Source organism: Ferrovum myxofaciens (genome assembly GCF_013181415.1).
Classification (GTDB): Bacteria; Pseudomonadota; Gammaproteobacteria; order Burkholderiales; family Ferrovaceae; genus Ferrovum; species Ferrovum myxofaciens.
In genome coordinates this window covers 274918-299093 of sequence record NZ_CP053676.1, presented here as the reverse complement: position 1 = coordinate 299093, position 24176 = coordinate 274918, and the positions used below count along the sequence as shown (strand labels likewise).

General features: G+C 54.9%; 25 protein-coding genes. 7 read left to right on the top strand and 18 right to left on the bottom strand.

Going from position 1 to position 24176, the window contains the following annotated elements; translation table 11 throughout:
• Nucleotides 1-62: 62 nt before the first annotated feature.
• The 17 genes from HO274_RS01485 to HO274_RS01405 form a co-directional block, all read right to left on the bottom strand.
• Complete coding sequence (locus tag HO274_RS01485; protein ID WP_062187293.1) at nucleotides 63-1247, bottom strand: HlyD family secretion protein; 1185 nt, start codon at nucleotides 1245-1247, stop codon at nucleotides 63-65.
• Nucleotides 1244-2599, bottom strand: a complete 1356-nt coding sequence (locus HO274_RS01480; protein WP_031597013.1) for a TolC family protein — start codon at nucleotides 2597-2599, stop codon at nucleotides 1244-1246. The genes HO274_RS01485 and HO274_RS01480 overlap by 4 nt, the downstream gene beginning before the upstream one ends.
• Nucleotides 2589-3386 carry a 3-methyl-2-oxobutanoate hydroxymethyltransferase gene (gene panB / locus HO274_RS01475; RefSeq protein WP_273120811.1) on the bottom strand — a complete coding sequence of 266 codons (798 nt, stop codon included), beginning with the start codon at nucleotides 3384-3386 and terminating at the stop codon, nucleotides 2589-2591. The genes HO274_RS01480 and panB overlap by 11 nt, the downstream gene beginning before the upstream one ends.
• A gap of 11 nt (nucleotides 3387-3397) precedes the next feature.
• A complete protein-coding gene (locus HO274_RS01470) occupies nucleotides 3398-3916 on the bottom strand; it encodes a YceI family protein (protein ID WP_160171535.1) in 519 nt (172 codons plus the stop codon).
• A gap of 45 nt (nucleotides 3917-3961) precedes the next feature.
• Nucleotides 3962-4498, bottom strand: coding sequence for a cytochrome b (locus tag HO274_RS01465; protein WP_031597019.1), 537 nt, complete (start codon nucleotides 4496-4498; stop codon nucleotides 3962-3964).
• A 67-nt stretch (nucleotides 4499-4565) separates the two neighbouring features.
• Nucleotides 4566-5330, bottom strand: coding sequence for a TatD family hydrolase (locus HO274_RS01460; RefSeq protein ID WP_031597020.1), 765 nt, complete (start codon nucleotides 5328-5330; stop codon nucleotides 4566-4568).
• Between the two features lie 15 nt (nucleotides 5331-5345).
• Entirely contained in the window at nucleotides 5346-6299 is a 954-nt protein-coding gene (holB, locus tag HO274_RS01455; protein WP_035417333.1) for a DNA polymerase III subunit delta', read from the bottom strand.
• Nucleotides 6296-6922 carry a dTMP kinase gene (tmk, locus tag HO274_RS01450; RefSeq protein WP_273120806.1) on the bottom strand — a complete coding sequence of 209 codons (627 nt, stop codon included), beginning with the start codon at nucleotides 6920-6922 and terminating at the stop codon, nucleotides 6296-6298. Before tmk ends, holB begins: the two co-directional genes overlap by 4 nt.
• On the bottom strand, nucleotides 6919-7914 hold the full coding sequence (gene mltG / locus HO274_RS01445; protein ID WP_031597026.1) for an endolytic transglycosylase MltG: 996 nt from the start codon (nucleotides 7912-7914) through the stop codon (nucleotides 6919-6921). Before mltG ends, tmk begins: the two co-directional genes overlap by 4 nt.
• A 14-nt stretch (nucleotides 7915-7928) precedes the next feature.
• A complete protein-coding gene (gene fabF, locus HO274_RS01440) occupies nucleotides 7929-9170 on the bottom strand; it encodes a beta-ketoacyl-ACP synthase II (RefSeq protein ID WP_031597029.1) in 1242 nt (413 codons plus the stop codon).
• A gap of 70 nt (nucleotides 9171-9240) precedes the next feature.
• Nucleotides 9241-9480 (bottom strand): acyl carrier protein, encoded by a 240-nt coding sequence (gene acpP, locus HO274_RS01435; protein WP_031597031.1) that lies wholly within the window; start codon nucleotides 9478-9480, stop codon nucleotides 9241-9243.
• Nucleotides 9481-9566: 86 nt separating this feature from the next.
• Nucleotides 9567-10307 carry a 3-oxoacyl-ACP reductase FabG gene (gene fabG, locus HO274_RS01430; protein WP_273120800.1) on the bottom strand — a complete coding sequence of 247 codons (741 nt, stop codon included), beginning with the start codon at nucleotides 10305-10307 and terminating at the stop codon, nucleotides 9567-9569.
• Between the two features lie 27 nt (nucleotides 10308-10334).
• Entirely contained in the window at nucleotides 10335-11255 is a 921-nt protein-coding gene (gene fabD, locus HO274_RS01425) for an ACP S-malonyltransferase (protein ID WP_273120797.1), read from the bottom strand.
• A gap of 28 nt (nucleotides 11256-11283) precedes the next feature.
• Nucleotides 11284-12246 carry a beta-ketoacyl-ACP synthase III gene (locus HO274_RS01420; protein ID WP_031597038.1) on the bottom strand — a complete coding sequence of 321 codons (963 nt, stop codon included), beginning with the start codon at nucleotides 12244-12246 and terminating at the stop codon, nucleotides 11284-11286.
• Nucleotides 12243-13274, bottom strand: coding sequence for a phosphate acyltransferase PlsX (plsX, locus tag HO274_RS01415; RefSeq protein WP_273120794.1), 1032 nt, complete (start codon nucleotides 13272-13274; stop codon nucleotides 12243-12245). Before plsX ends, HO274_RS01420 begins: the two co-directional genes overlap by 4 nt.
• 21 nt (nucleotides 13275-13295) lie before the next feature.
• The gene (rpmF, locus tag HO274_RS01410) at nucleotides 13296-13475 is read right to left on the bottom strand and encodes a 50S ribosomal protein L32 (RefSeq protein ID WP_273120792.1); all 180 of its coding nucleotides are present in this window, start codon (nucleotides 13473-13475) and stop codon (nucleotides 13296-13298) included.
• Between the two features lie 45 nt (nucleotides 13476-13520).
• Nucleotides 13521-14030, bottom strand: a complete 510-nt coding sequence (locus HO274_RS01405; RefSeq protein WP_051862230.1) for a YceD family protein — start codon at nucleotides 14028-14030, stop codon at nucleotides 13521-13523.
• Nucleotides 14031-14155: 125 nt separating this feature from the next.
• Here HO274_RS01405 and HO274_RS01400 point away from each other — a divergent pair, with 125 nt between their 5' ends.
• Nucleotides 14156-14734 carry a Maf family nucleotide pyrophosphatase gene (locus HO274_RS01400; protein WP_062187295.1) on the top strand — a complete coding sequence of 193 codons (579 nt, stop codon included), beginning with the start codon at nucleotides 14156-14158 and terminating at the stop codon, nucleotides 14732-14734.
• Between the two features lie 11 nt (nucleotides 14735-14745).
• Complete coding sequence (locus HO274_RS01395; RefSeq protein WP_273120786.1) at nucleotides 14746-15483, top strand: SAM-dependent methyltransferase; 738 nt, start codon at nucleotides 14746-14748, stop codon at nucleotides 15481-15483.
• Here HO274_RS01395 and HO274_RS01390 read toward each other — a convergent pair.
• A complete protein-coding gene (locus HO274_RS01390) occupies nucleotides 15442-16440 on the bottom strand; it encodes an RluA family pseudouridine synthase (protein ID WP_051862231.1) in 999 nt (332 codons plus the stop codon). The two genes, HO274_RS01395 and HO274_RS01390, sit on opposite strands and share 42 nt — an antisense overlap.
• Before the next feature lie 423 nt (nucleotides 16441-16863).
• Here HO274_RS01390 and HO274_RS01385 point away from each other — a divergent pair, with 423 nt between their 5' ends.
• From HO274_RS01385 to HO274_RS01365, 5 genes are read left to right on the top strand one after another with little or no spacing between them, the layout of a single operon-like run.
• Nucleotides 16864-19605 carry an Rne/Rng family ribonuclease gene (locus HO274_RS01385; RefSeq protein WP_273120782.1) on the top strand — a complete coding sequence of 914 codons (2742 nt, stop codon included), beginning with the start codon at nucleotides 16864-16866 and terminating at the stop codon, nucleotides 19603-19605.
• Between the two features lie 40 nt (nucleotides 19606-19645).
• On the top strand, nucleotides 19646-22315 hold the full coding sequence (locus tag HO274_RS01380; RefSeq protein ID WP_273120779.1) for a TonB-dependent receptor: 2670 nt from the start codon (nucleotides 19646-19648) through the stop codon (nucleotides 22313-22315).
• Nucleotides 22316-22338: 23 nt separating this feature from the next.
• On the top strand, nucleotides 22339-22992 hold the full coding sequence (locus tag HO274_RS01375) for a MotA/TolQ/ExbB proton channel family protein (RefSeq protein WP_062187299.1): 654 nt from the start codon (nucleotides 22339-22341) through the stop codon (nucleotides 22990-22992).
• Nucleotides 22989-23396 (top strand): ExbD/TolR family protein, encoded by a 408-nt coding sequence (locus HO274_RS01370; RefSeq protein WP_031597050.1) that lies wholly within the window; start codon nucleotides 22989-22991, stop codon nucleotides 23394-23396. The genes HO274_RS01375 and HO274_RS01370 overlap by 4 nt, the downstream gene beginning before the upstream one ends.
• Nucleotides 23386-24111, top strand: a complete 726-nt coding sequence (locus HO274_RS01365) for an energy transducer TonB (protein WP_273120773.1) — start codon at nucleotides 23386-23388, stop codon at nucleotides 24109-24111. Before HO274_RS01370 ends, HO274_RS01365 begins: the two co-directional genes overlap by 11 nt.
• The last annotated feature ends 65 nt before the right edge of the window (nucleotides 24112-24176 follow it).

The following is a 24176-nucleotide window of genomic DNA, read 5'->3' as shown; positions in this document are numbered from 1 at the left end:
TTATTTTATCGGACGTCATGACACCCTTCCCGGTAAGCCCCCCGCCTCCCTGAAAATCTTCCTCAGAAGAGGGGACCCCCGGTATCCAGTTCCACCGTCGGCGTCGCAGACAATCCCGGGGACAAATGTTGCAACTGATCCAAAGGCTCGTCGAACACAATTTTGACGGGTAAGCGCTGAACAACTTTGACATAATTTCCAGTGGCATTCTCCGGAGGCAACAGACTGAAGCGGGAGCCCGTGCCATCCTGAAAACTATCGATATGCCCATGCCATTCCCGATGGGGAAAAGCATCCACACGAATTATTACCTTTTGTCCACGGTGCATACGGTGCAACTGGGTTTCCTTGAAATTTGCAATCACCCAGGGAGCCCCAGTCACCAGGGATAAAACCACCGAACCCGGTTGAACCAGTTGACCCAGCAAGAGGGTTTTATGGGTCACCTTTCCGGCAGAGGGGGCCTCCAGTCGCGTATAGGTCAAATCGAGCCGTGCCTGAGCCAGTGCGGCCTCGGCTTCGGCCACTGAGGCTTGGCCTCCGGCTTCCTGATCCCGTTTGAGCGCCACCTGACGGGGCCCCGAACCCGCTTCATCAAGGCGTGCCCTTGCCTCTCCCACCCGCGCCATGGCGATTTCCACCGCGCGCCGCGCCGATTCTTTCCGTGCTTGCGCGGCTCGATCTGCTGTCTGAGCCTGATCGAGCCGCTGGCGCGAAATTTCCTGTTTTTCATAGAGCGCTTGGTAGCGTTGCACATCGTTGTGCGTGAGTTGAGCCTCCGCCTCGCTGCCACCACTTTCCGCCACTGCCTGTTGTTGGGCAGCCAATGCTGAAGCCAGGGCACTTCGTGCTTCCCGCACTGCCGCAGAGGTGGTGGTGGTCACTACGGAAAGGTCCTGGGAGGTGGCTCCATGCCGTGCTTTGGCCGCAGCCAACACGGCTTCAGCCTGCTGCACACGCAAAACATAATCCCGGGGATCGATGAGCGCCAAAAGTTGACCTGCCTTGACCCACTGATTGTCCGCCACCTCAACCCGATCGATATAGCCGCTGATATGGGGGCTGATCTCCACGATATCGGCCTCGATGAAGGCATCGTCCGTGCTCTCCTGATTCCGCTGAGCGAACCACAAACCAAAGGCGCACACCACCACCACCCCTCCCCCCAGAATCAGCCAGCGCCGCCAGGATGCAGGGAGGGACTGGACAGCGGGGGTCGAAGAGACGGGTACATCGTCCTGAATCATGGGAGAGACTCCGGTTGAGTGGGGGTTTCGTAGGTGATTTGACCCAATGCCAGATCATAATTTACCTGGGCCATACCCAAGCCTCCCAGAGCGCCGATTTGATCGCTCCGGGCCTGCGCCAATCCCGCCTGAGCATCCACCATTTCGAGATTATCAGCAACGCCACTGACAAAGCGATCCTGTGCCTGCTGCATCAAACGTTGGGCCAGATCCAATCGTAATTGCGCTGCCTTTACTTGGGCTCGACTGGTGTTCAAGGAATCTTCGGCCAAACGGACGTCCTCTTCCACTTGATGACGCCCATCTTTCAAGGACAGTTCGGCTTGACGACGACGGCTTTCGGCCTGATCCTGGCGTGCGACCAGTGCCCCCCCCTGATACAGGGGCACGCTCATCTGAATGCCATAACTATAGGTACGATAGTCATACTGGGTAGGGAGTACCCCGCTGGGACCAATTGCACCGATCAATCCGATGGTGGGGTAAGAAGCCGCCACGGCGGCTTCTTTTTCCGTTACCCGTTGTTCCAGGGTTTTTTCCAGTGCTTGCAATTCTGGACGTTGCTGCAGAGCACGGTCCACGGCATCTCCCCCATCGGGACTTGAGGCAGGAACGATTCCCAAGGGGTCCGTCAATTCAATGGGGAGGTCGAGAGGCAAACCAAGTGCGCGATGCAGGCGTGTGGTGGCATCTTTGGCTGCGCCCAGCGCCTGTTGCAGTTGGTAGGCGACCTGCGCTTCCGACGCAGCGGCCCGCACTTCATCCACTCCCGTGGCCAATCCACTTTTCAACTGATCGCGGGTCAATTGCAGGAGATGCTGGGACAGCGTTTCATTGGCCTGCGCCGCTTTGACCGACTCCAAGGTCTGTTGTACAGCCAGATAAGCCAATCCTGCAGCACCGGCAATTTGTTGCGCCCGTGCAGTGGCTTCAAGACGTGCGACCTCGACCCCGGTTTGAGCCGAGGATGCCTCGTGCACATGGACCAGATCCAGAATTTGCTGGGTAAACTGGACGCGTGCATCGAATGTATTGAAAGGGCCGATGAGCGTGGGAAACCCTGGCAGGGCCAAACCCATGGCACGCAAGTTCTGGGTTTGGCGCATCTGGTAGGAATTGAAGCCTACCGCCGGGCGCAAGGCAGCCCGCGCCTCTTCGGCACGGGCTGTGGCCTCTTGGGCCTGTTCCAGAGCCAGTTGCACCTGAACGTGGTGCGTCACGGCCATCCCCATGGCCTGGCGCAAGGTCAGATGCAAACTCGAGTCCTGAGGATCCTGAGCCCAGGCTGCAGTAGTGCTGAACAGTAATAAAGTGGCGCTTGCCCACAAGGTTCGGGGTAATCTATACCCCATAGCAATGCTCCTCGCCAGGAAATTGACCCGCTTTGACTTCCCGCACATAAAGTTCTACGGCTTCTGCAATGGAACCGGTTTCCTGAATGAAGGGGCGAACGAAACGGGGGGGAATGTAGGCACCCAGTCCCAGCATGTCGTAAATGACCAGCACTTGCCCAGAACAGTGAGGGCTGGCCCCGATACCGATGGTCGGAACTCGGACTTGGGCACAGATCTGGTCGGCCAGAGAACGTGGCACCGCCTCTATCAGAATCATGCTGGCACCGGCTCGTTCCAGCGCCTGCGCATCGGTGAGAATCTGTTGGGCCACGGCGACATTGCGGCCTTGTACCTTGAATCCCCCCAGTTGGTGCACGGATTGAGGAGTCAATCCGATATGGGCACAAACGGGAATGCCCCGGGTCACCAGAAAGGAGATCGTCGGAGCCATGCTGGAGCCCCCCTCGATTTTGACCATCTGAGCCCCAGCGCGCATCAATTCTGCCGCATTGCGAAAGGTGTCCTCAGGACTGATTTGGGCCGTGGCAAAGGGCATGTCCGCCAGCAAAAAGGCCTTGGGCGCCCCCCGCGCCACACAACGGGTATGGTAGGCAATGTCAGCGATACTCACTGGCAAGGGAGAATCATGACCTTGCACCACCATCCCCAGAGAATCACCAATCAATAGTGCATCCACACCGGCCTGTTCCAGCACCCGAGCAAAACTCGAGTCGTAACAGGTCAGCATGGCAATTTTTTCACCGCGTTCCTGCATGAGCTGCAGGTCCACGATTGAGGTGCGCATAGCACTCTCTCCTAGGGAATGAGGGTAAAACGATAATCCACCGTGACTTCATCAGCCACCGTGTCTGTCGCGCTCCAGGTTCCATCACCCACGCCAAAATCATTTCGTTTCAGGATGAATCGCCCCTGCGCACTGCGCCCACCGTGATCATAGGACATCTTGAGGGGGATTCGCAAGGGTTTGCTTATCCCTTTCAGTTGAAACAGACCCGACACGAGGTACTGATTCAGTCCCACGATCTGAATCTCCGAGGAATCAAAATGAGCTTGAGGAAACGATTGAATATTGAACCAATGTTTGCCTTTGATCTCGTCTTCCGATTCCTCCGATGTCAAATCGATACTGGTCAGATCGATGGTAATGTGGGCATAACTGTGGGGCAGATCCCTGGCGTCAAAATGCAGGTCGGCGGAAAATTTCCGGAAATTTCCCTGTACCGGGGCCCCCATCTGGGTCCCGGTGAAGGTGATCTGTCCTGTGCCCACCGTCTCTGCCTTGGACTGCGCAGAAAAAAACAATGAAGTTACCATTAAAACAACAAGATATAATATATTACTCATAATAACTCTGAAAATTCAAGGACGCATACGGTCCATCAAATGATCCCGGTCGATGAATTGATGTTTAAAGGCCGCAGCCACATGCCCTAGAACCAGGACCAATAGAGTCCAGTTCAGGGTTTGATGAAACGTCTCGAACAGATGGGACAGTGCCTTATCTTTGGGAACCAGGTTGGGCAAGGGAAGAAGATTGAAATAAACCACGGATACGCCCGCTGCCGAACTGTGCAGCCAACCCGTCAAAGGAATGAGCACCATCAGAACATAGAGAGTTCGGTGGGCAATTTCCGTGAGCTTCTGGATCCGCCTGCTCATCGTCGTCGGTAAAGCAGGAGGACGATGTGTCGAGCGCCAGGCCATTCGCATCCACACCAGCAAAAACAGGGTGATACCCAACCATTTATGCCAGGTGTATATTTTTAACTTCCAGGGAGAAAGTTCTAAACCGGACATATATTGTCCCACCCCAAAGGCAATGGCTAATCCTGCGGCCATGATCCAGTGCAGACCGATCGCTACGGGGGTGAATTTTGCAGAGGAATAAGAATTCATGGATAACTCCAGATAATCAACCGGCGAACTTAATTGTACGCATACGAACTAAATAATGCAATTTCTTTCAACTGACCCGGAACAAACGACAGTAATTTTCGGTGGTACGTTCGCCAACTTCTTCCACTGATATCCCGCGCAAGCGCGCGATTTCTCCTGCCACATGGGGCACATAAGCCGGTTGATTGGTCTTCCCGCGCAGGGGCTCTGGTGCCAGATAGGGCGAATCGGTTTCAATCAACAGGCGCTCCAGGGGGATCCGGCACACCACTTCCTTGAGAGCCTTGGCATTGCGAAAGGTAACAATTCCAGAAAAAGAGAGGTAAAAGCCCCGCTCCAAGGCGGCATCGGCCACCGCCTGAGTTTCGGTGAAACAGTGCAGTACTCCGCCCACCTCATCCGCTCCCTCCTCGTCCAGCACCCGCAAGGTATCCATTGCCGCAGCACGGGTATGAATCACGAGGGGTTTTCGTACTTGTCGAGCCGCGCGAATATGAGTTCGGAAACGGGTTCGTTGCCATTCCAGATCCCCTTCCAAACGATAATAATCCAGGCCAGTTTCGCCAATGGCCACGACCTTGGCATGAGCCGCTTCAGCTACCAGACGTTCCACGCTGGGTTCCTCGATGTGCTGATAATCCGGATGAACCCCTACCGTGGCATGCCACCCCGGATCTGTTTCTGCCACGGCAAGCACTTCCGGAACGGTTTCCAGTTTTACTGAGATACAAAGTGCACGGGTAACTCTGGCCTGCACCATGGCAGCATGTACACTCGACAACTGAGCTCTTAATTCAGGAAAATCCAAATGACAGTGAGAATCGGCAAACATGGAACAACCTCGCTTTCAAGAAGGTAGGTGAAGCGGTGCCAGCAAAGATTCGGTCAAAAGTCGCGCGTTCAGGGGATGATTCATCCAGCGACGAGCTTCACGAAGACGGGTTTCCCAAGCCAGCAGATCGTAAAGATCCAGACGGGAAGCCATATGGCCCAATGCCTCCTGGAAGTCCTGATGATAATGACCATGGCCCAGAATTTTTTGCCCGATCAAATCCATGACCCAGAACTGGAGCCATTCCAGCCATTGATCCAAGCCCAGATTCAAAATCCTGTCCGCTTGTTGAGTCAAAGAAAGGCCATGGTCCGTCAGGATCTGTAAAAACCCCAGACGTCCTTCATGGTCACGTTGAAACTGTTCGAGGGCTCGTAAGGGCGCCCCCCCGGAACGACGCAAGTAGCCAGAAGGTTCCTTGACCCCCTCTTGGTGGAGCCATTGCATGGCTTGCTCCCCCGTAGGAAGAGGAACCGGCCAGAGTCGGCAACGACTGCGAACCGTGACAGGAATCCGAGCCGAGTGGTGGCTGACCAGTAAAAACAAGGTCTGAGGAGGAGGTTCCTCGAGCGTTTTCAACAAGGCATTGGCTGCCGCCAGATTAAGAGCCTCAGCGGGTTCGATCAAAATGACCCGCCACCCCTGCCGGTGGCTCGTGGTCATAAGGAATTCGGCGAGAGCTCGCACAGCATCCACGGTAATCCAGACACTTCCCTCCGAATCCCCCCCCTCTTCCAGGCGAGGCGGCACCAACAGGCGGAAATCAGGATGGTTCCCGGCTTGAAACCAACCACAGGAGGGACAGATTCCACAGGGCTGTGGCGCTTTCCCTTCACAGAGGATCGCCTGGGCCAGATGGCGCGCCAGTACGCCTTTGCCCAGTCCTGCGGGACCGGTCAACAGTAGACCCTGAGGCCGCTCTGCTGCCCACAGCCGGTCAAAAACCTTGTGATTCCAGGGGTGGATCATGGACTACCTGCAAGAGAGGGGAAAGCCCGTCGCAGAACACCATCGACCTGCTCTGCCAGAGTTCTTGGCTCGACAGCCGCATCTATCCTGTAAACACGGGGTAGATGGCTGCGCGCTTCATACCCTGCACGCACCCGTTCAAAGAAAGCTCGTTCTTCCCGCTCGAAACGGTCTCCTTCCTGTCGCGCACGTGCCAAACGTTGAGCCGCAATGTCGGGATCCAGATCAAACCATAGGGTCAAATCCGGTTGAAAGTCTGCACAAACCCAGGTTTCCAGGGTCTTCAAAATATCTTGAGACAACCCTCGCCCGCCGCCCTGATAGGCGAAACTGGCATCCACGAAACGGTCGCTCAATACCCACTCTCCCCGTACCAAAGCAGGCTCGATAACCTGAGTAACATGATCGTGACGCCCGGCAAAGACGAGTAGAGCCTCGCTCAGGGGTGACATGGGTGTATTCAATAGCAGGGGCCTCAGGGCTTCTGCCAAGGCGGTTCCTCCCGGCTCGCGCGTTCGTCTTACCACCACGCCACGGACTTCCAACCAGTGTTGAATCGTATCCAGTTGAGTGCTCTTCCCCGCGCCATCGATTCCTTCCAAGGTAATGAACTTACCACTCATGGTCTGTCCGCCCGTTTGATCTGGTATCGCTGCACTGCCAGTTGATGCGCTTCGAGGGTGGTGGAAAATTGGTGGGTCCCATCCCCCCGCGCCACAAAAAACAAGTCGGAAACCGCCAGCGGGTGTACGGCTGCACGGAGTGCCGCCGCCCCAGGCAAGGCAATGGGTGTTGGAGGAAGGCCGTTTCGGGTATAGGTATTATAGGCATTGTCCCGATGCAAGTCACGGTGATGCAGATGACCGTCGTAATCCGCCCCCAGACCATAGATCACGGTGGGATCGGTTTGCAGGCGCATATCCAGGCGCAAACGATTCAAAAAAACAGCGGCAATACGTGCCCGCTCTTCTCGATTGGCCGTTTCTTTCTCAATCAGGGAAGCCAGGATCAAAGCTTGGTAAGGGTCCGTCAAGGCCAGGTCAGGATCGCGCGTCGCCCAAATCTGAGCCAGTCGTTCGTTCATGGCCCGATATGCCCGCTCAAGAATATTCCAATCACTTTCGCCAGGGTTATAAAAATAGGTATCTGGAAAAAACCATCCTTCAGGCCTCTGCCCCACAGCGCCCAGATGTGCCATTACGGCAATATCGGACAGTCCGGCACTGTCTTGCCGCAAATTGGGTTGCTGTGCCAGGAGGGTGCGCAACTGAGCGAAAGTGGTCCCTTCAATGATCTGCACCTGCCAGGCATCCCCTTCTCCCCGAGCCATCTGCCGCAGTATCTGCCAACCAGTCAGAGGTTGGGTCCATTCATAACTGCCGGCTTTCAGGTGACTTTGTTCGCCCAGAATTCTCCCTACCCAGGTAAAGGTCCAGGGTTCTGTGAGCACTCCCTTCTGAACCAGTTGTTGTGCCACGGCACGCAACCCCAGTCCATTGGACAATTCAAAGGCATAAGGGGTATGGGGTAGCGGCAGGGGGCGAATGAAAAACAAAGCGAGCCAGATAATCAACCCGCTCAGTCCACTCACCAGAACCCAGAGCAGACGGCGCATCAGAATAATAAAATCTATTCAAGGCGGCGAAAAATCAGGCTTCCATTGGTTCCGCCAAAACCAAAGGAATTGGACAAGACCACATTCACGGGCATGGCACGGGCCTCATGGGGGACAAAATCGAGATCGCATTCGGGGCTAGGATTATCCAGATTGATGGTCGGAGGAATCAACTGATGGTGAAGAGCCAATACAGAAAACACGGCTTCTATCCCCCCTGCGGCCCCCAAGAGGTGCCCTGTCATGGACTTGGTGGAACTGATGGCCAGTTTATAAGCATGGTCCCCAAAAGTACGTTTGACCGCGACGGTTTCTGCCAGATCCCCCAAGGGGGTAGAGGTCCCATGGGCATTGATGTAGTCCACCTGATCCGGGTTGAGTCCAGCATTTTTCAGAGCATTGAGCATACTCCGGCGTGCGCCATCGCCATCTGCCGAAGGAGAGGTCATGTGATAAGCATCCGCACTCATGCCATAACCGCACAGTTCGGCATAAATTTTTGCCCCTCTGGCCTGAGCATGGGACAACTCTTCCAAAACCAGAACACCAGCCCCTTCGCCCATGACGAAACCATCACGATCCCGGTCCCAGGGGCGACTGGCAATTTCAGGCGCATCGTTGCGCGTACTGAGTGCTCGGGCGGCACAGAATCCGCCGATTCCCAATTCGTTGATGGCGGCTTCAGCTCCACCTGCAACCATCATGTCAGCATCGCCATACTCGATCAGTCGAGCCGCTTCCCCAATGCTGTGATTCCCGGTGGTACAAGCGGTCACCAAAGCCAGATTGGGGCCTTTCAGGCCGTACATGATCGACAGGTTGCCTGAAATCATATTGATGATACTGCCGGGGATGAAAAAAGGAGAAATTCTGCGTACCCCCCCTTCCTGATAAGCACGACCCGTATCCGTAATCATGGGTAATCCGCCAATCCCGGAACCAATACACACGCCCACCCGTTCGGCATCCACCGGATGAGCCGTGACGCCGGCGTCACGCAAGGCCTCCATCGCCGCCACCAGACCAAAATGGATAAAGATATCCATGCGGCGTACCTCTTTGGGATTGAGGTACTGTGCAGGATCAAAATTTTTGACTTCTCCTGCAATCTGGCAAGGCATGAGCGCAGGATCGAAGCGGGTAATCGGCCCGATTCCAGAGCGCCCGGCACACAGTTGCGCCCAAGCCTCAGGGACAGAGTTCCCTACAGGGGATACGATCCCCAGACCAGTGACGACGACGCGACGACGGGACATGATTCAGACCTCCATAATTCAAGGCAGAGCGCAGCGCTTGCCCCAGTATTCCAGACTTGAGTGTGGCCTATCAGGCAGGCAAGTGGGAATTCACATAATCGATGGCTTGTTGCACCGTTGTGATTTTTTCGGCTTGCTCATCAGGAATTTCGCACTCGAATTCTTCTTCCAGAGCCATCACCAATTCAACTGTATCGAGAGAATCGGCCCCCAGATCTTCCACAAAGGAAGAGGAGGTCTGAATATCCTCGAGTTTAACTCCCAGTTGCTCTGAAACGATTTTCTTGACGCGTTCTTCAATAGTAGACATGTAATTAGGATCCTTGGCTGTTGTCTTTCAAAAAAACAGGCGTAGTGTACCAAAACCCGCCGACGAATACCATCCCGAAGGATGGGTCAATCCATGACCATGCCCCCATTGACGTGCAGGGTGGCACCGGTCACATAAGCTGCTCCCGGCGATGCCAGGTACGCAACAGCCTGAGCGATATCCTCGGGTTGACCGAGGCGGCCCAAAGGAATGCTGGACAACAGGGCCTGTTGCTGGACAATATCCAGTCCACGAGTCATATCAGTATCGATAAATCCTGGAGCTACGCAATTGACTGTAATACCGCGACTACCCAATTCCCGCGCCAGGGACTTGGTCAATCCCACCAACCCCGCCTTGGCAGCGGCATAGTTGGCTTGTCCCCCATTGCCGGTGCTCCCCACCACGGAACCGATGTTGATGATGCGTCCCTGACGAGCCTTCATCATATCCCGCAAAACGGCCCGAGATAACTGGAAAACCGCTTTCAAGTTGGTATCCAGAACTGTATCCCATTCTTCATCGCGCATCCGTACGGCCAACATGTCACGGGTCACCCCCGCATTGTTCACCAGTATGGAGATGGGACCCAAACGTTGTTTGACTGCGTCCACTGTCTGCAGAATGGCTTCGGGCACCCGCACATCCAGCACGAGCCCCAGGCATTCCGGGTGAATGGCATGCAAGTCTTTTTCAATCTGTTCAGCGCCTTGGACAGTGGTGGCAGTAGCCGCCACCTTGGCTCCCTGACGGGCCAATTCCCGCGCAATCGCCTGACCGATGCCTCGACTGGCCCCCGTCACCAGAACCACCTGTTCCTTGAGCATTCTCCCCCCTATATTTATTATTTAGTATTATGACAACGCGCCCTGAAGGACCTCTGCACTGTTCAACGCGATTCCTTCCATCTCCGAGTCGATACGACGGACCAGAGGAGCCAAAACCTTGCCTGGTCCACATTCTACCACCCGCGTACACCCTTCCCGGGCAAAAGCACGAATCGTATCAACCCAACGCACGGGACGATATAATTGCTTGGTCAATGCGGTCCGTATCTCCATGGACGTGGGAGCCTGAACCACTTCGGCATTGTGTAACACGGGAATGCGCGGCGACACCAGAGGAATCTGTTCAAGATAGTGGGCCAAGCGTTCGGCAGCCGGCTTCATAAGGCTACAGTGAGAAGGGACGCTAAGAGAAAGCATGACGGCGCGCTTCGCACCACGGGACTTGGCCATTTCGATGGCACGCGCCACCGCCGTCCGATGCCCGGCAATGACTACCTGGCCAGGGGAATTGAAATTAACAGCCTCCACGACCTCACCCTGGGCTGCTTCCTGACAGGCGGCCAACACAGCACCATCCTCCAAACCGAGGAGTGCGGCCATGGCCCCCACGCCTGCGGGCACCGCTTCCTGCATCACCTGAGCACGAAAACGAACCAGACGCAATGCTTCTTCAAAAGAGATACTTTCTGCTACCACGAGGGCGGTGTATTCACCCAGACTATGTCCCGCCAACCAGTTCGGTTCGGCACCGCCCCGTCCGCGCCAAGCGCGGTAAACCCCTACTCCCGCTGCCAACATGACAGGTTGGGTATTGACCGTAGTCATCAGGGACTCTTCAGGACCATTGGCCACCAAGCCCCAAATATCCTGATCAAGCACGGCAGAAGCCGTGTCAATGGTGTGACGCACCTCCGGCAACCCTTCATAAGGGTGCAACATACCGATACTTTGTGATCCCTGACCGGGGAAAACCATGGCCCATGTCATCTGACTATTCCTCGTCGTTAGAATCCGGTTAGACCTGCAACAGCCCGGCACCCCAAGTGAAACCGCCGCCCACGGCCACCAGCAAACCCAGTTGTCCGGTTTTGAATTGTCCGGTACGCCAGGCATGATCCAGCGCCAAGGGAACGGAAGCCGCCGAGGTGTTTCCATGCTCACTAACCGTGCGCACCACGCGTTCCGACGGAATCCCCAGTTTATGAGCCGTGGCTTCAATGATGCGAATATTGGCCTGATGCGGGATAAAACAATCCACCGCCGCTGGGGTCAGACCATGTTCGGTCAGGATTTCACGACTGACTTGATCCAGTACCTTGACGGCAAATTTAAAGACGGCGCCGCCGTCCATTTGCACGGTGGGTTTGCCCAGCACCTGCCCCCCACTCATTGAACCTGGGGCGGAGAGCAAGCCGGCATAGCGACCATCGGCATGCAGGCGCGTCCCCAACAATCCGGGAGTGGAGGAAGCCCCCAGAACCACTGCACCGGCTCCATCGCCAAAAAGGACACAGGTATTGCGATCATTCCAATCGAGCAAATGGGTAAAAGTTTCTGCACCGACTACCAGAACCTGACGTGCCGAACCTGAACGAATGAACTGATCTGCCACAGACAGGGCATAGAGGAATCCGGTGCATACTGCCTGCACATCAAAAGCCGGGGCACCGGTATTTGCCCCCAACTTGGCTTGAAGCAAACAAGCCGTACTGGGAAAGGCCATATCCGGCGTGGTGGTCGCCACCACGATGAGATCCAGTTGATCTGGTCTTAACCCAGCCGCCTCAAGCGCACGGCGCGAAGCTTCCAGAGCCAGATCACTGGTGGTTTGTCCCGCCGCACGAACATGGCGCTGACAAATTCCCGTACGGCTGCGAATCCATTCATCGCTGGTCTCTATCCGTTGCGCCAGATCATCGTTGGTGATGATCTGTTCTGGCAAATAACTTCCGGTTCCCAATAACTTGGAATAAATCATGACGCCAGATTCTCCCGTTCCTGTACAGCTTCCTGGATGCGCCCGAGTACGTTACTGCGCACTTCCGTCACAGCATAAAGCAGGGCGTGACGAAAGGCATAGGCGTCAGCCCCCCCATGACTTTTGACCACCAGTCCTCTGAGTCCTAACAAACTGGCTCCATTGTACTGACGATGATCCACTCTGCGCTTGAATCGATTCAGGACAGGCAGAGCCACTGCACCCGCCAGGCGCGTCCAGAATGAACGGTTAAATTCTGTACGGATCATCTGTCCCAACATCCAGGCCAAACCTTCCGAGGTCTTCAGGACTACATTGCCCACAAATCCATCGCAAACCACCACATCCACCGTTCCCTTGTAAATATCGTCTCCTTCCACATTACCATGAAAGCGGATAGGGGCCGTGCGCAACAATTCAGATGCACGCTTGATGATTTCGCTCCCCTTGATGGCTTCGTGTCCGATATTGAGCAACCCGACGCTGGGTTGGGGACATTCCGGACTGGTGGCCAGAATGGATCCCATGATCCCGAACTGAAGCAGGTGTTCAGGCGCACAATCCACATTGGCCCCCAGATCCAGCACATAAACTGGCCCGCGAATGGAGGGCATGGTAGTGGCAATGGCTGGACGTTCGATGCCCGGCATCATTTTCAGGACGAAACGTGCCGTTGCCATGAGGGCACCCGTATTTCCCGCACTGACACAACAATCCGCCGCTCCAGACTTTACCAGATTGATGGAGACCCTCAAGGAAGAATCCTTTTTGTTCTTGAGAGACAAAACGGGAGATTCCTCCATGCTGACCAATTGGCTGGCTTCATGGAGAGCAATGCGGGTACGCACCGAGCCATAAATGGGAGAGGCGAGGAGAAGAGATTCAATGGGAGAACGCAAGCCGACCAGAGTCACAGCGACTTCAGGGTCCTGCGCCAGAAAATCGAGGACAGCCGGAACGACCACAGCGGGGCCATGATCGCCCCCCATGGCATCCACCGCTATCGTCAGCAAACGAGTCACAGACACGCGGTAATTCTGAAATGAAAGTTAGTCGTTTTTAGACTGGACCACTTTACGACCACGATAAAAGCCATTCGGGCTGATATGGTGGCGCAAATGGGTTTCACCCGTGGTTGGTTCCGCCGCCAGTGGCTTGGCCGTCAAAAAATCATGGGCACGATGCATACCGCGCTTGGAAGGGGACTTTTTATTTTGTTGAACGGCCATGGTTCTGACTCCTAAATGATCAATGAATATAACGCCAAGTGTCCTTCACTCGCGCGCTGGAACTTTCAATGCGCCCAATACGGCAAACGGCCTTGTCTTGCCAGCCAGGTCTTCTTCGCCATTTTCGGCCCCGACACAGGTCTCACCCGCGTGTACTGGCGCTAATGGCAAAGCCAGCAATACTTCTTCTGCAACCCATTCGGCAACATCCAGAGACTCCGGAAAAACCAGAGTTTCCTCTTCAGGATCCTCAGTTTCAAGATCTGGCAGAGCCGCCTCGTTGCCCACGAAGTGTATTCGCGAATGGGCTTCCAAATCAAAGGAGAGCCCAGAAAGGCACCGTCGACATACCAACCAGAGTTGTCCCTCGACCTGAACCTCAAGAAGGCGACGCCCCCTTTCATCCACCCATCCACGCATGACAAACCGAATCTTTCCCTCAGGAGAAAATAGATATTCCTGCAGGGCAGGTATCTGATCCGGACGGCACTCCCCCTCGACCCGCTCTGCTAGGGCCGTAAAGCGATAGGGATCGAGTACGGGTGCATCAAACATAAGCCCTCCATTCTACCGTGCGACCCTGCTTTCTGTCAAAGAGTTGTCAGCCTCTGTCAAATCGCGGCGGCAATTTTGCTATACTCCCCACCTTGCGTCTCCCCGTACTGAATCACGACCCCCCCATGACTCCCCTGATATTGGCTTCCAGTTCACCCTACCGCCGCGAATTGCTCGCTCGCCTCCAGATTCCTTTCGTTTGGAAAGCCCCGGATATCGACGAAACCCCTGGCAAAGAAGAACACCCGCAGGAGACTTGCTTGCGTCTGTCACTGGAAAAGGCCCGCGCCATCGGTCGCTTCCATCACCAAGGCCTGATCATCGGTAGCGACCAGGTGGCCGAACGGAATGGTCAGGCCATCAGCAAACCCATTGACCATGAAGCTGCCGTGGAACAATTGACCTGGGCCAGTGGTCGCGCCCTGCAATTTCACACGGGGCTTTGCGTTCTGGATGCCGCCAGCGGCCATCATGAATCCCTTCGAGTGACCGTTACGGTTCATTATCGGACATTGACTCCAACGCAGATCGAACGCTACCTGCGCAAGGATCAGCCTTACGATTGTGCCGGCAGCGGACGTATTGAAACCTTGGGCATCACGTTGGTCGAAAAGGTTATCAGCGAAGACCCTACTGCCTTGATCGGGCTTCCGCTTATTGCTCTGACCTCTCTGTTGGCACGTTTTGGAATCGTCCTCCCCTGAGACTTCCGTCCATGACTCCCCACGGCACACTGTACTTGCTCCCCGTTCCTTTGAGCGAAGCACCTGATGCACTCCTGACACTGTCGCCCCGGCTACTGGATCGTTTTAGACAACTTTCCTTCTTTGTGGTGGAAACCCCGAAAACGGCCCGTCGTCTGCTCAAACGAATCGGCCATCCGCTTCCTATTGCCCAGTTGACTTTATCCTCTCTGACCCAGGAAACCACGATGGCCCACTTGGAGTCCCTGCTGACACCGTTAAGTCAGGGACATAGCCTGGGACTACTGTCAGATGCAGGATGCCCGGCCATTGCCGATCCAGGGGCACGCCTGGTCCGTGCTGCCCATACCGCAGGGTTTCGGGTCGTGCCCGAAACGGGTCCCTCCTCGTTGTTGCTGGGTCTCATGGCCAGCGGATTGGAAGGACAACGCTTCACCTTCCATGGCTATCTTCCGGTACCCGAGATCGCCCGTAATGTCCGTCTGATCGAACTGGAAAAGCGTTCGCGGGCCCTCCATGAAACTCAGTCGTTCATAGAAACCCCCTACCGCAACGGTGTTCTCTTCACCAGTTTGTGTTGCACTCTGCATCCCATGACCCAACTCTGTGTGGCCAGAGATCTAACTGGACCCCAAGAATGGGTCTGGACCGCTTCCGTGTCTGAATGGCGGCGCCATCCCCCCCCCGACCTGCATCACTTCCCTACCCTATTCCTGTTTCTGGCGCACTCGCCTGGGCGGGGCGAGTGACTCCTCTCCCAATCCCGATTTCGCCAAACGGGTGAGAATCTGGGCCAAAGGCAGCGGCAAGGGAGCTTCGAAGACCAGCGGACGTTGGTCCAGGGGATGAACGAAGGACAAGCGGGCTGCGTGTAAAAACATACGCTTGAAACCTAAACGGGTCAGTTGATGATTCCAGTCATAATTGCCATATTTGTCATCCCCTGCAATAGGAAACCCCAAATGTGCCAGATGTACCCGAATCTGGTGGGTCCGCCCCGTAAGCAGGCGTGCCTCTAGAAGGGTGGCTTCAGGCCAGGTCTGGAGCCGGGTAAACAGGGTTTCCGATGGTTTTCCTTCTGCCTGGATAGCCACCCGTCGTTCACCACTGGCCGTCATGTATTTGTGCAGAGGCAAATTGACCCGTTGCCGGGCTTGGGGAAATTGACCTTGTACCAAGGCAAGGTAAGATTTTTCCATACGGTTGTGGCGCAACAATTCATGCAAAGCCACCAAAACGGCACGCTTCTTGGCCACCAGCAATAATCCCGAGGTATCTCGATCGAGGCGGTGTACCAACTCCAGGAAACGAGCATCTGGGCGATCCTGCCGCAATTGTTCGATGACCCCCAACCGGATGCCACTTCCTCCATGGACTGCCACCCCTGCGGGTTTGTTCAAGACCAACAATCCCTCATCTTCGTGCAGGACCTCTGAACGCAGAGAAACCGGTAAAGGAGGGACTGCCGCCACCTCCTCGGGAGTTGCCCGGCGTACCGGAGGAATCCTTAAACGATCCTGACTTTGAAGTCGATAGGAAGGATCGGCACGTTTGCTGTTGACCCGTACTTCGCCATTGCGCAACAGGCGATAGACGTGACTTTTAGGGACCCCTTTAAGGTATCCCTGGAGAAAATTATCAAGGCGTTGACCGGCTTGATCTTCATCGACTTCCAGCCATTCCACGAATGCTTTGCTTAATGTCATTATTTGTTTTAGAATAAGTGTTTGTGGAATCCATGCCCAGTTTGGCGCAGGCACGGCAGAGAATTTCTGCCCCATCCAGCAAGGTATCCACAACGATTGAATGATACGGATGCTGACCATCGAGATTTCGCTCATTATCTCATCGAACCGATGATCAGTCTTCGACTCTGGTTAATCTCGCTCACCAAAAAGTAGCGATAGTTGTTGATTTGCGCGCTGACCGCTCCGTATTTGATTGATCCGGCGTTATTAGGTACACACGTCGTTGAAGGTAATTCCCATCGTGACCCACAAGAGGTTGTCCACCATTAAAAACGGATTTCCAGACTCTTTGAAGGATCATTCACGAATTTCCCCTTAAATCCGGGAGATTTGCGGAAGGGTGTTTACCGCCCGGCAGCCCCAGCGCGCTGGAGCCTGAGCATGAAAAGAATGTTGTTTAACGCCACACACACGGAAGAACTCCGGGTGGCTATTGTCGATGGTCAAAAACTGATCGACCTTGATATCGAATATTCCGGAAAGGAACAGAAAAAAAGTAATATTTACAAAGCAGTTGTCAGTCGTGTTGAACCTTCGCTTGAAGCCGTTTTTGTGGACTACGGTGCAGACCGCCACGGTTTTCTGCCCTTCAAGGAAATTGCCCGTACCGCTCTGAACGACGAAGAGGGTGACTTTTCTCGTCAACGCATCGCCAGTTTACTTAAGGAAGGCCAGGAACTCATTGTCCAGGTTGACAAGGATGAACGAGGAAACAAAGGGGCGGCCCTGACCTCTTTCATCAGTTTGGCAGGCCGGTATCTGGTGTTGATGCCCAATAATCCCCGTGGTGGTGGTGTTTCGCGGCGAGTGGAAGGAGAAGAACGCGCTGAATTGCGGGATGTTCTCACCCAACTCGAAGTCCCTGCCGGCATGTCCCTGATTGCCCGCACCGCAGGCATCGGTCGCTCCGCCGAGGAGTTACAGTGGGATCTCAACTATCTCTTGCAACTATGGGCTGCCATTGAAGTTGCTGCCACAGGTCAAAAAGGCGCATTTCTGATTTATCAGGAAGGAAGTCTGGTTATTCGAGCGATTCGCGACCTGTTCCAACCCGATATTGGTGAAATTCTCATCGATACCGAACTCATTTACGAGCAGGCGCGCCAGTTCATGAGTCACGTCATGCCCGGGAACGTTAACAAGGTTAAGTTATACCATGATGACGTACCACTCTTCTCGCGCTTTCAGATCGAACACCAGATTGAAACGGCCTACCGTCGTGAAGTCAGTCTACCTTCCGGAGGGGCCATCGTCATCGACCATACCGAGGCCCTGGTCTCTGTAGACGTCAACTCGGCCCGTGCCACGCGGGGTGCTGATATCGAACATACAGCTCTCAACACCAATCAGGAAGCGGCCGATGAAATTGCTCGTCAATTGCGTTTGCGCGACCTGGGTGGACTGATCGTCATCGATTTCATCGATATGGAGAACCCGCGCAACCAGCGCGAAGTGGAAAACCGCTTGCGTGACGCCCTGCGCTACGATCGGGCGCGCGTCCAAACCGGCAAGATTTCCCGCTTTGGTTTGCTCGAACTGTCCCGTCAACGCCTGCAGCCTTCCCTCGGAGAAACCAGTCATACCCCTTGCCCACGCTGTCATGGAACCGGGGTGATCCGCGATACGGAATCCTCTGCCCTGCATATTCTGCGTATCCTGCAAGAAGAAGCCATGAAGGATAATACGGCCATCGTGCGTGCTCAAGTACCGGTGGATGTCGCCACTTTCCTGCTCAATGAAAAGCGTCCAGACATCTATGGTATCGAGGCCCGTCTCAAGGTCCATGTCATGCTGATCCCCAATATTCACATGGAAACGCCCCACTATTCTGTGGTACGCATTCGCCATGATGAAGCCAATCAAATGGATTTCACGGAAGCCAGTTACCAGTTGGTGGAAGTTCCCGCGGATAATCAGGAACCCCGGGTCCATGCGCTCACCCCTTCCAAGCCCGACCGGCCCGTTGCCGCAGTCCGCGGCATCACCCCTCAGCAACCCGCGCCCATGCCCGTGGTCCGCGCCCCTGCACCTGCCGCTCTACCCGCCCATACCTATCGTGAACAGGAGCGTAAAGGTTTGTTCGGGACCATCATAGGTTGGCTGAAAGGCAACTCCGCATCGATCGGGACCCGTCCCGAACCTGCCTCGCATCTTCTTCCTGCCGAAGTCAAGACGGTGTCCCCTGTTCCCGCTCGCCCCGAACGAGAGGATCGTCGCCCCCCCCGTCAACGAAGAGAACGACGGGAACGGAGTCCGCAAAACCGCTCTCCAGTCCTTGAGGCCGCCACCCAGAATGAAGTGACCGCTCCAGATACCCCGGCGGAAGCAAAGTCTGCCCCCAAGCCCCCCCGGACACAAAGAAGAATCCGTCCCACGGATGACTCTGCCCCACCCCTTATCGTAGTGGCAGAATCATCCGTTGAGGAAGTCCTGGAAGGAGATGGCGTCAGCACCGTGCCGGCGGAAAAGGAAGGTCGGCGTCGGGGACGACGGGGAGGACGACGTGAAAAATCTCGTCGTTTCAATGGAGCCATTGCGCCCGCTTTTCCTCTCTCTGAGGCAGATGTACTGAAGAAAGGTGATGGGGATGAAGATGAGGTGGAAGTGCTTCAAGAGCCTGTTTCCGTCCGGTCTGACACAGAAGCGGCCCTTCAGGTTGACGCTGCCCCTGCAGTGATCCCCGTGCCCGAGGCCGAGTTGGAAATTCTATTGCCTGAAGCAGAAAAAGGTGATTCCTCGCCCAGTGCAGAGCACTTAACCCTCTCTCTCCCTGTATCCTCGCCGGAAACAGGGGCTGAACAGGCTCCTGAACCTGAAGCAGTTTCTTTCGCAGAATCTACCATCCAGCAACCCCCATTACCTGCGGAAACGGCCCTCCATAAACCTGTGGCTACGGTAATTTCGGCTCCTGCAACGTCACTTCAGCAGGAAACGCTGGCCGTCCCTCCCGAATCCGGTCTGGTGTTGGTGCAGACTCGTGCCACTACCCTGGAACCAGAGGAACTTCCTGCCCCGGTACGGCGGCGACGCACGGCACGCACGCGCTTCATTCCTGCTCAAAGTGAGCCTTTGATGCAGGTGGAAACGCAAAAATCGGTGACGCCTCCTGACATCCCTGAGTAAACCCGGCCATCCCTCGCTCGGATAAAGTTCCGAACGGGGGATGAACGAAAAAAGTGATCGTCAGGAGACATTGTTTCTCGGTTACCGGCAATACTTTCCCGAACGTCAGATTCAGGTATTGACGGCCGCAACGCAATCCATGACTTTCATCTGGTTGGAAGAAAAGAAGGAATGGAGTATCATGCACCACCGCTCCAGCCTTTGCCAAGATATCATTCCTCCCCATGATCCAATCTCGTCCCCATCCTGGGTCAAGCACACAATTTTTTCGGGTTATTCTGCACTGGCTTCGTGCGCTGCAAGGCCGGTTTTTTCTGGATTCTCACCCCTCATTTCCCCAACCACGGTGGTGAGGATCTTGCAACGCCTTATTCGTATCCTTTTTTTGAGTCAGGGACTTTTTGGAGCGTTTACCTGCCAGGTTGCCCTGGCCAACTCGGGCAATATCTTGCAAGGGCAAGTTGAAGATAGTTTAGGAAACCCGATTGCCCAGGTTCAAATCCAGGTTCAGGATGATTCGGGCAACACACAGGCCACCCTGCATAGTGATGCTCAAGGCCAGTTCCACCTTTCGCTTCCTCCGGGGACCTACAGTTTGCAAGCCCACCAAGATCCCTATCAGGATGCCATCGGCATCGTCACGATGGGTAATACAGATCAGGCGACCCGACTGACTCTCGGCAGTACCCAGGCTCTGGCCATTCAGATCAGCAGCGCACAAAAGAGAAGTTCTCGTACTCAGGTCTCCACCCAGGATGCAAGCAGTATTACGCGTTTCGATGCCCAAGCCATTCAGGACTTGCCGCAGGGAGAGAACACCCCCCTCAATCAGGTTCTCTTGCAAGCCCCGGGCGTCGTCAACGATTCCTTTGGTCAGTTGCATATCCGGGGTGATCATGCCAACATCCAATACCGCATCGACGGTGTCCTGTTACCCGAGGGGATGAATGGTTTCGGGCAGTTTTTTGATACCCGTTTCGCCCAACAGATCGACCTCATGACGGGCGCTCTACCTGCTCTCTATGGAGATCACACGGCGGGCGTCGTCTCCATCACCACAAAACAGCAGTACGATGGATCAGGACAATTCGACCTTTACGGTGGAAGTTTCAACACGCTCAACCCCAGCGTGGAATACGGTAATTCCATCGGCAATCTGTCCTATTTTTTCACCGGCTCATACCTGAGCAATAGCCTGGGCATCCAACGTCCCAATCCCGGTTCGCCGATCCATGATAATACCCAGCAGTTTCGTGGTTTTGGTTATCTGTCCTACTTGCTCGACCCCACCACCAAGGTCAGTCTCATGCTGGGCGGATATCAGGGTTCCTTCCAGATTCCCGCCAACCCGGGTCAAGTTCCCGACCCTAATCAAATCGGAATTTTGCCTCAAATGGGTCTGAAGGGGTACAACTCCGCCACGGTCGCCGATCAACAGAATGAATCCAATCAGTTTTCCATCCTAGCCCTGCAAGGTTCACTCAGCGATCAACTGGATTACCAAAGTTCGGTCTTCAGTCGCACCACAAGTCTCCAGTATCTCTCCGACATTCCCGGAAACCTCGCCTTCAACGGAGTCGCCCCGGACATTCTGCGCAGCAGTCTCAGCAACGGGTTGCAAAGCGATGCCACCTGGCGTCTCACCCCCACTCATACCGTGCGCTTCGGTTTCTATGGCCAGACAGAAAACATCGTCAGCAACAATACCTCCACTCTGTTTCCAGTCAATGGCAGCGGTATGGTGTCGGGACCTGCTTATCCCATAACGGACAACCATACTTACAATGGCAACACCCTATGGGCCTTGTATACTCAAGATGAATGGAAAGCAAGCGATCGCATGACGGTCAACTATGGGTTACGTTTCGATCAGGTCAATGCCTTTGTCAGTGAAAACCAATGGAGTCCCCGTATCGGCATGGTCTATACCCTGACCCCACAAACCACTTGGCACATGGGGTATTCACGATATTTCACCCCGCCGCCCAACGAACTGGTCAGTACCAGTACGCTGGCACTGTTCCAAAATACCACCCTGGCTGCCAATGGTCAAAACAGTCCGGTCAAATCACAACGCACCGATTACTACGATGTCGGTCTTTTGCATCAACTCAATACCCAAACCAATGTGGGCGTGGATACTTATTACAGTCGGAGCACCAACCTGCTCGACGAGGGCCAGTTTGGCCCTGCACTGATCATGACCCCTTTCAATTATAACGAGGGCCTCATCTATGGAATCGAATTCACTGCCAACTACAAGAATGAGAACTTTTCTTCCTATGCCAATCTGGCACGCACCATCAGCCAAGCACGGGGCATCAGTTCTAGTCAGTACCTGTTTTCTCCTGCCGTATTGAGTTATGCTGCCAACAATTGGGTTTATGTGGACCACCAACAGGCACTTACCGCATCCAGTGGCTTGGCTTATAATTGGAACGGCACCCACCTGTCCACCGATCTCATCTACCAAAGCGGACTGCGTAATGGTTTTGCCAATACCACCAGTCTGCCTGCCTATACGGTGGTTAACTTGGGATTACGTCGTACCATCGCTCTTGATTCCACAGGTCCCATGGAATATCGTCTGGTCCTGCTCAATCTGTTCAATCAAACCTATCTGATTCGGGATGGTTCCGGGATTGGTGTAGGTGCCCCTCAATACGGCATGCCCCGAGGTTTTTTTCTGGGCATCACCAAACCTTTGTAACGACTTGTGAGGCTATGGATTTCATGCAAGAATTGATCGAAAGTTGGCACGCTCTTCAACTGGGGGGGCCGACACTGTATCCCCTGTTATTCCTGGCGTTAATGGCACTGGTCATTCTCCTCGACCGTACATGGATATTTTGGGGGTTCATCCGTTTGCCCCGCTCGCTGGATCAACTGGTCAGCACCTACGGGTTCACCTGGGAAAGTCTGGATGAGGAAATTCGTCGCACGGGAGAAAGAAATTACTATGGCCGATTTTGCCGTAACATCCTAGACCATCGTACACGCCCTCTCTGGTGGATCGAATCGCGCGCTCAGGACCAAGCACAAATTCTGGAAAAAGGCATGGGAAGAGGGCTTTGGGTCCTGGAAACCATTGTCACGGCTGCGCCCTTGCTGGGATTGCTGGGCACTATCACGGGCATGATGCATGCCTTTAATCTGATTGGAGGCAATGGGTTGGTTGATCCCAGCGGCGTGACGGGGGGGGTGGCACAAGCCCTGATTGCCACGGCTGTGGGGATATTCATTGCCCTGATCGCCCTGTTCGGATTCAATTTTTTTTCCCGCCAGCAAACCCATGCCCTGGAGGAAATGGAGCGACTAGGGACTCATCTTCTGGACAATCTCCGCCTGGGCTACGAATTCTCCGTTCCCGAACAGGAATCCCCATGAAACTCCGTCCTCGTCGCACCTATCGCCGGGGTCGCATCGAAATCATCCCTATGATCGATGTGATGTTTTTCCTGTTGGCCACTTTCATGCTGGCTTCGCTGTCCATGCAAAATCTCCACTCACTGCCGGTCAATTTGCCCCAGGGGCATGCGGCCCCCCTCCAGGCCAAGCACCCCATTACCTTGACCATTACGGCCCAAAGCCAAGTTCTGATCGATAAAACCCCCGTTACCTTGGAGACTTTGGGTAGTGTGCTGAAACAAAAAATGGGGAAATCAGACCAAACCGATCTCATCGTGGCTGCCGACAGCCAAGCGCCTAATGGCATTACTGTCCAGGCCATGTTGCGCGCCCGTGGGGTTGGCGTACAGCATTTTCTGATTGCTGTGAAACATGCGGACTGAGCCCACGACCCTGCTAACCCTGAACGATACCTTCTGGCCACGGTTGCCAGTCACACTTCCCCTTGCTCTTGTCCTCTGCCTTCTTGGTTTGCAACTGCTCACCCAATGGCTGGCTCCCCCTGCCAAAAAAATTCCTCCCCCTCTTCCCGTGGATGCACAGATCATTGAACTGCCCGCTGCCCATGAAGCCCATGCCGGCCCTCCCCCTGCCCCTGCAGCCAAACCTACCCCCGTCGTGCCACAGGTCCTGCATATGCCCAACACTTCCCCCAGCCCTCCCCCCCTTCCTCATTCGGAAGCTCCTGCTGCCCCTTCTCCGGCCGCACCCGCCGCCCCAGCCAACGCACCTGCCTCTACCCCCATGCCACCCAGTACTACCTCAACTCCGCCTCCACCCGCCTCATCCAATGCGCCACCCGCTGGCCCACATGGACAAGGGGCCAGCGAAGTACGGGCAGCCCGTGCATTGATCCACCCTCTGCCGGTCATTCCTGACGAGTTGCGCGCCTCCGCCTTGAAAGAGGTCGCCTTGGTACGTTTTCATATCAGCAAGGACGGCACCGTCACCGTAGAATTGTTGCATCCTACCCAAAGCCCCAGACTTAATCGTCTATTACTGGAAACATTGCAACAATGGCGATTTTTTCCTGCAATCAAGGAGGGCCATCCGGTGGATTCGGTTCAGGATCTGAACCTGCAAATATCCGTGCAATAACCACGTCAGTCTGTGAACTTTTATCCATCTTTTCCCTTCGCCCCCTCTCCCAATATCAATTTCTT

What these genes read in the sequence shown, in the direction of transcription:
- HO274_RS01375 (WP_062187299.1), top strand. Translation starts at nt 22,339, where the DNA reads ATGCAAGAATTGATCGAAAGTTGGCACGCTCTTCAACTGGGGGGGCCG.
- acpP (WP_031597031.1), bottom strand. Translation starts at nt 9,480, where the DNA reads ATGTCTACTATTGAAGAACGCGTCAAGAAAATCGTTTCAGAGCAACTG.
- HO274_RS01395 (WP_273120786.1), top strand. Translation starts at nt 14,746, where the DNA reads ATGACTCCCCACGGCACACTGTACTTGCTCCCCGTTCCTTTGAGCGAA.
- HO274_RS01485 (WP_062187293.1), bottom strand. Translation starts at nt 1,247, where the DNA reads ATGATTCAGGACGATGTACCCGTCTCTTCGACCCCCGCTGTCCAGTCC.
- panB (WP_273120811.1), bottom strand. Translation starts at nt 3,386, where the DNA reads ATGCGCACCTCAATCGTGGACCTGCAGCTCATGCAGGAACGCGGTGAA.
- fabF (WP_031597029.1), bottom strand. Translation starts at nt 9,170, where the DNA reads ATGTCCCGTCGTCGCGTCGTCGTCACTGGTCTGGGGATCGTATCCCCT.
- mltG (WP_031597026.1), bottom strand. Translation starts at nt 7,914, where the DNA reads ATGCGCCGTCTGCTCTGGGTTCTGGTGAGTGGACTGAGCGGGTTGATT.
- rpmF (WP_273120792.1), bottom strand. Translation starts at nt 13,475, where the DNA reads ATGGCCGTTCAACAAAATAAAAAGTCCCCTTCCAAGCGCGGTATGCAT.
- HO274_RS01390 (WP_051862231.1), bottom strand. Translation starts at nt 16,440, where the DNA reads ATGACATTAAGCAAAGCATTCGTGGAATGGCTGGAAGTCGATGAAGAT.
- HO274_RS01465 (WP_031597019.1), bottom strand. Translation starts at nt 4,498, where the DNA reads ATGAATTCTTATTCCTCTGCAAAATTCACCCCCGTAGCGATCGGTCTG.
- HO274_RS01385 (WP_273120782.1), top strand. Translation starts at nt 16,864, where the DNA reads ATGAAAAGAATGTTGTTTAACGCCACACACACGGAAGAACTCCGGGTG.
- tmk (WP_273120806.1), bottom strand. Translation starts at nt 6,922, where the DNA reads ATGAGTGGTAAGTTCATTACCTTGGAAGGAATCGATGGCGCGGGGAAG.
- HO274_RS01405 (WP_051862230.1), bottom strand. Translation starts at nt 14,030, where the DNA reads ATGTTTGATGCACCCGTACTCGATCCCTATCGCTTTACGGCCCTAGCA.
- fabG (WP_273120800.1), bottom strand. Translation starts at nt 10,307, where the DNA reads ATGCTCAAGGAACAGGTGGTTCTGGTGACGGGGGCCAGTCGAGGCATC.
- HO274_RS01365 (WP_273120773.1), top strand. Translation starts at nt 23,386, where the DNA reads ATGCGGACTGAGCCCACGACCCTGCTAACCCTGAACGATACCTTCTGG.
- HO274_RS01400 (WP_062187295.1), top strand. Translation starts at nt 14,156, where the DNA reads ATGACTCCCCTGATATTGGCTTCCAGTTCACCCTACCGCCGCGAATTG.
- fabD (WP_273120797.1), bottom strand. Translation starts at nt 11,255, where the DNA reads ATGACATGGGCCATGGTTTTCCCCGGTCAGGGATCACAAAGTATCGGT.
- HO274_RS01470 (WP_160171535.1), bottom strand. Translation starts at nt 3,916, where the DNA reads ATGGTAACTTCATTGTTTTTTTCTGCGCAGTCCAAGGCAGAGACGGTG.
- HO274_RS01370 (WP_031597050.1), top strand. Translation starts at nt 22,989, where the DNA reads ATGAAACTCCGTCCTCGTCGCACCTATCGCCGGGGTCGCATCGAAATC.
- HO274_RS01480 (WP_031597013.1), bottom strand. Translation starts at nt 2,599, where the DNA reads ATGGGGTATAGATTACCCCGAACCTTGTGGGCAAGCGCCACTTTATTA.
- HO274_RS01460 (WP_031597020.1), bottom strand. Translation starts at nt 5,330, where the DNA reads ATGTTTGCCGATTCTCACTGTCATTTGGATTTTCCTGAATTAAGAGCT.
- HO274_RS01380 (WP_273120779.1), top strand. Translation starts at nt 19,646, where the DNA reads ATGAACGAAAAAAGTGATCGTCAGGAGACATTGTTTCTCGGTTACCGG.
- holB (WP_035417333.1), bottom strand. Translation starts at nt 6,299, where the DNA reads ATGATCCACCCCTGGAATCACAAGGTTTTTGACCGGCTGTGGGCAGCA.
- HO274_RS01420 (WP_031597038.1), bottom strand. Translation starts at nt 12,246, where the DNA reads ATGATTTATTCCAAGTTATTGGGAACCGGAAGTTATTTGCCAGAACAG.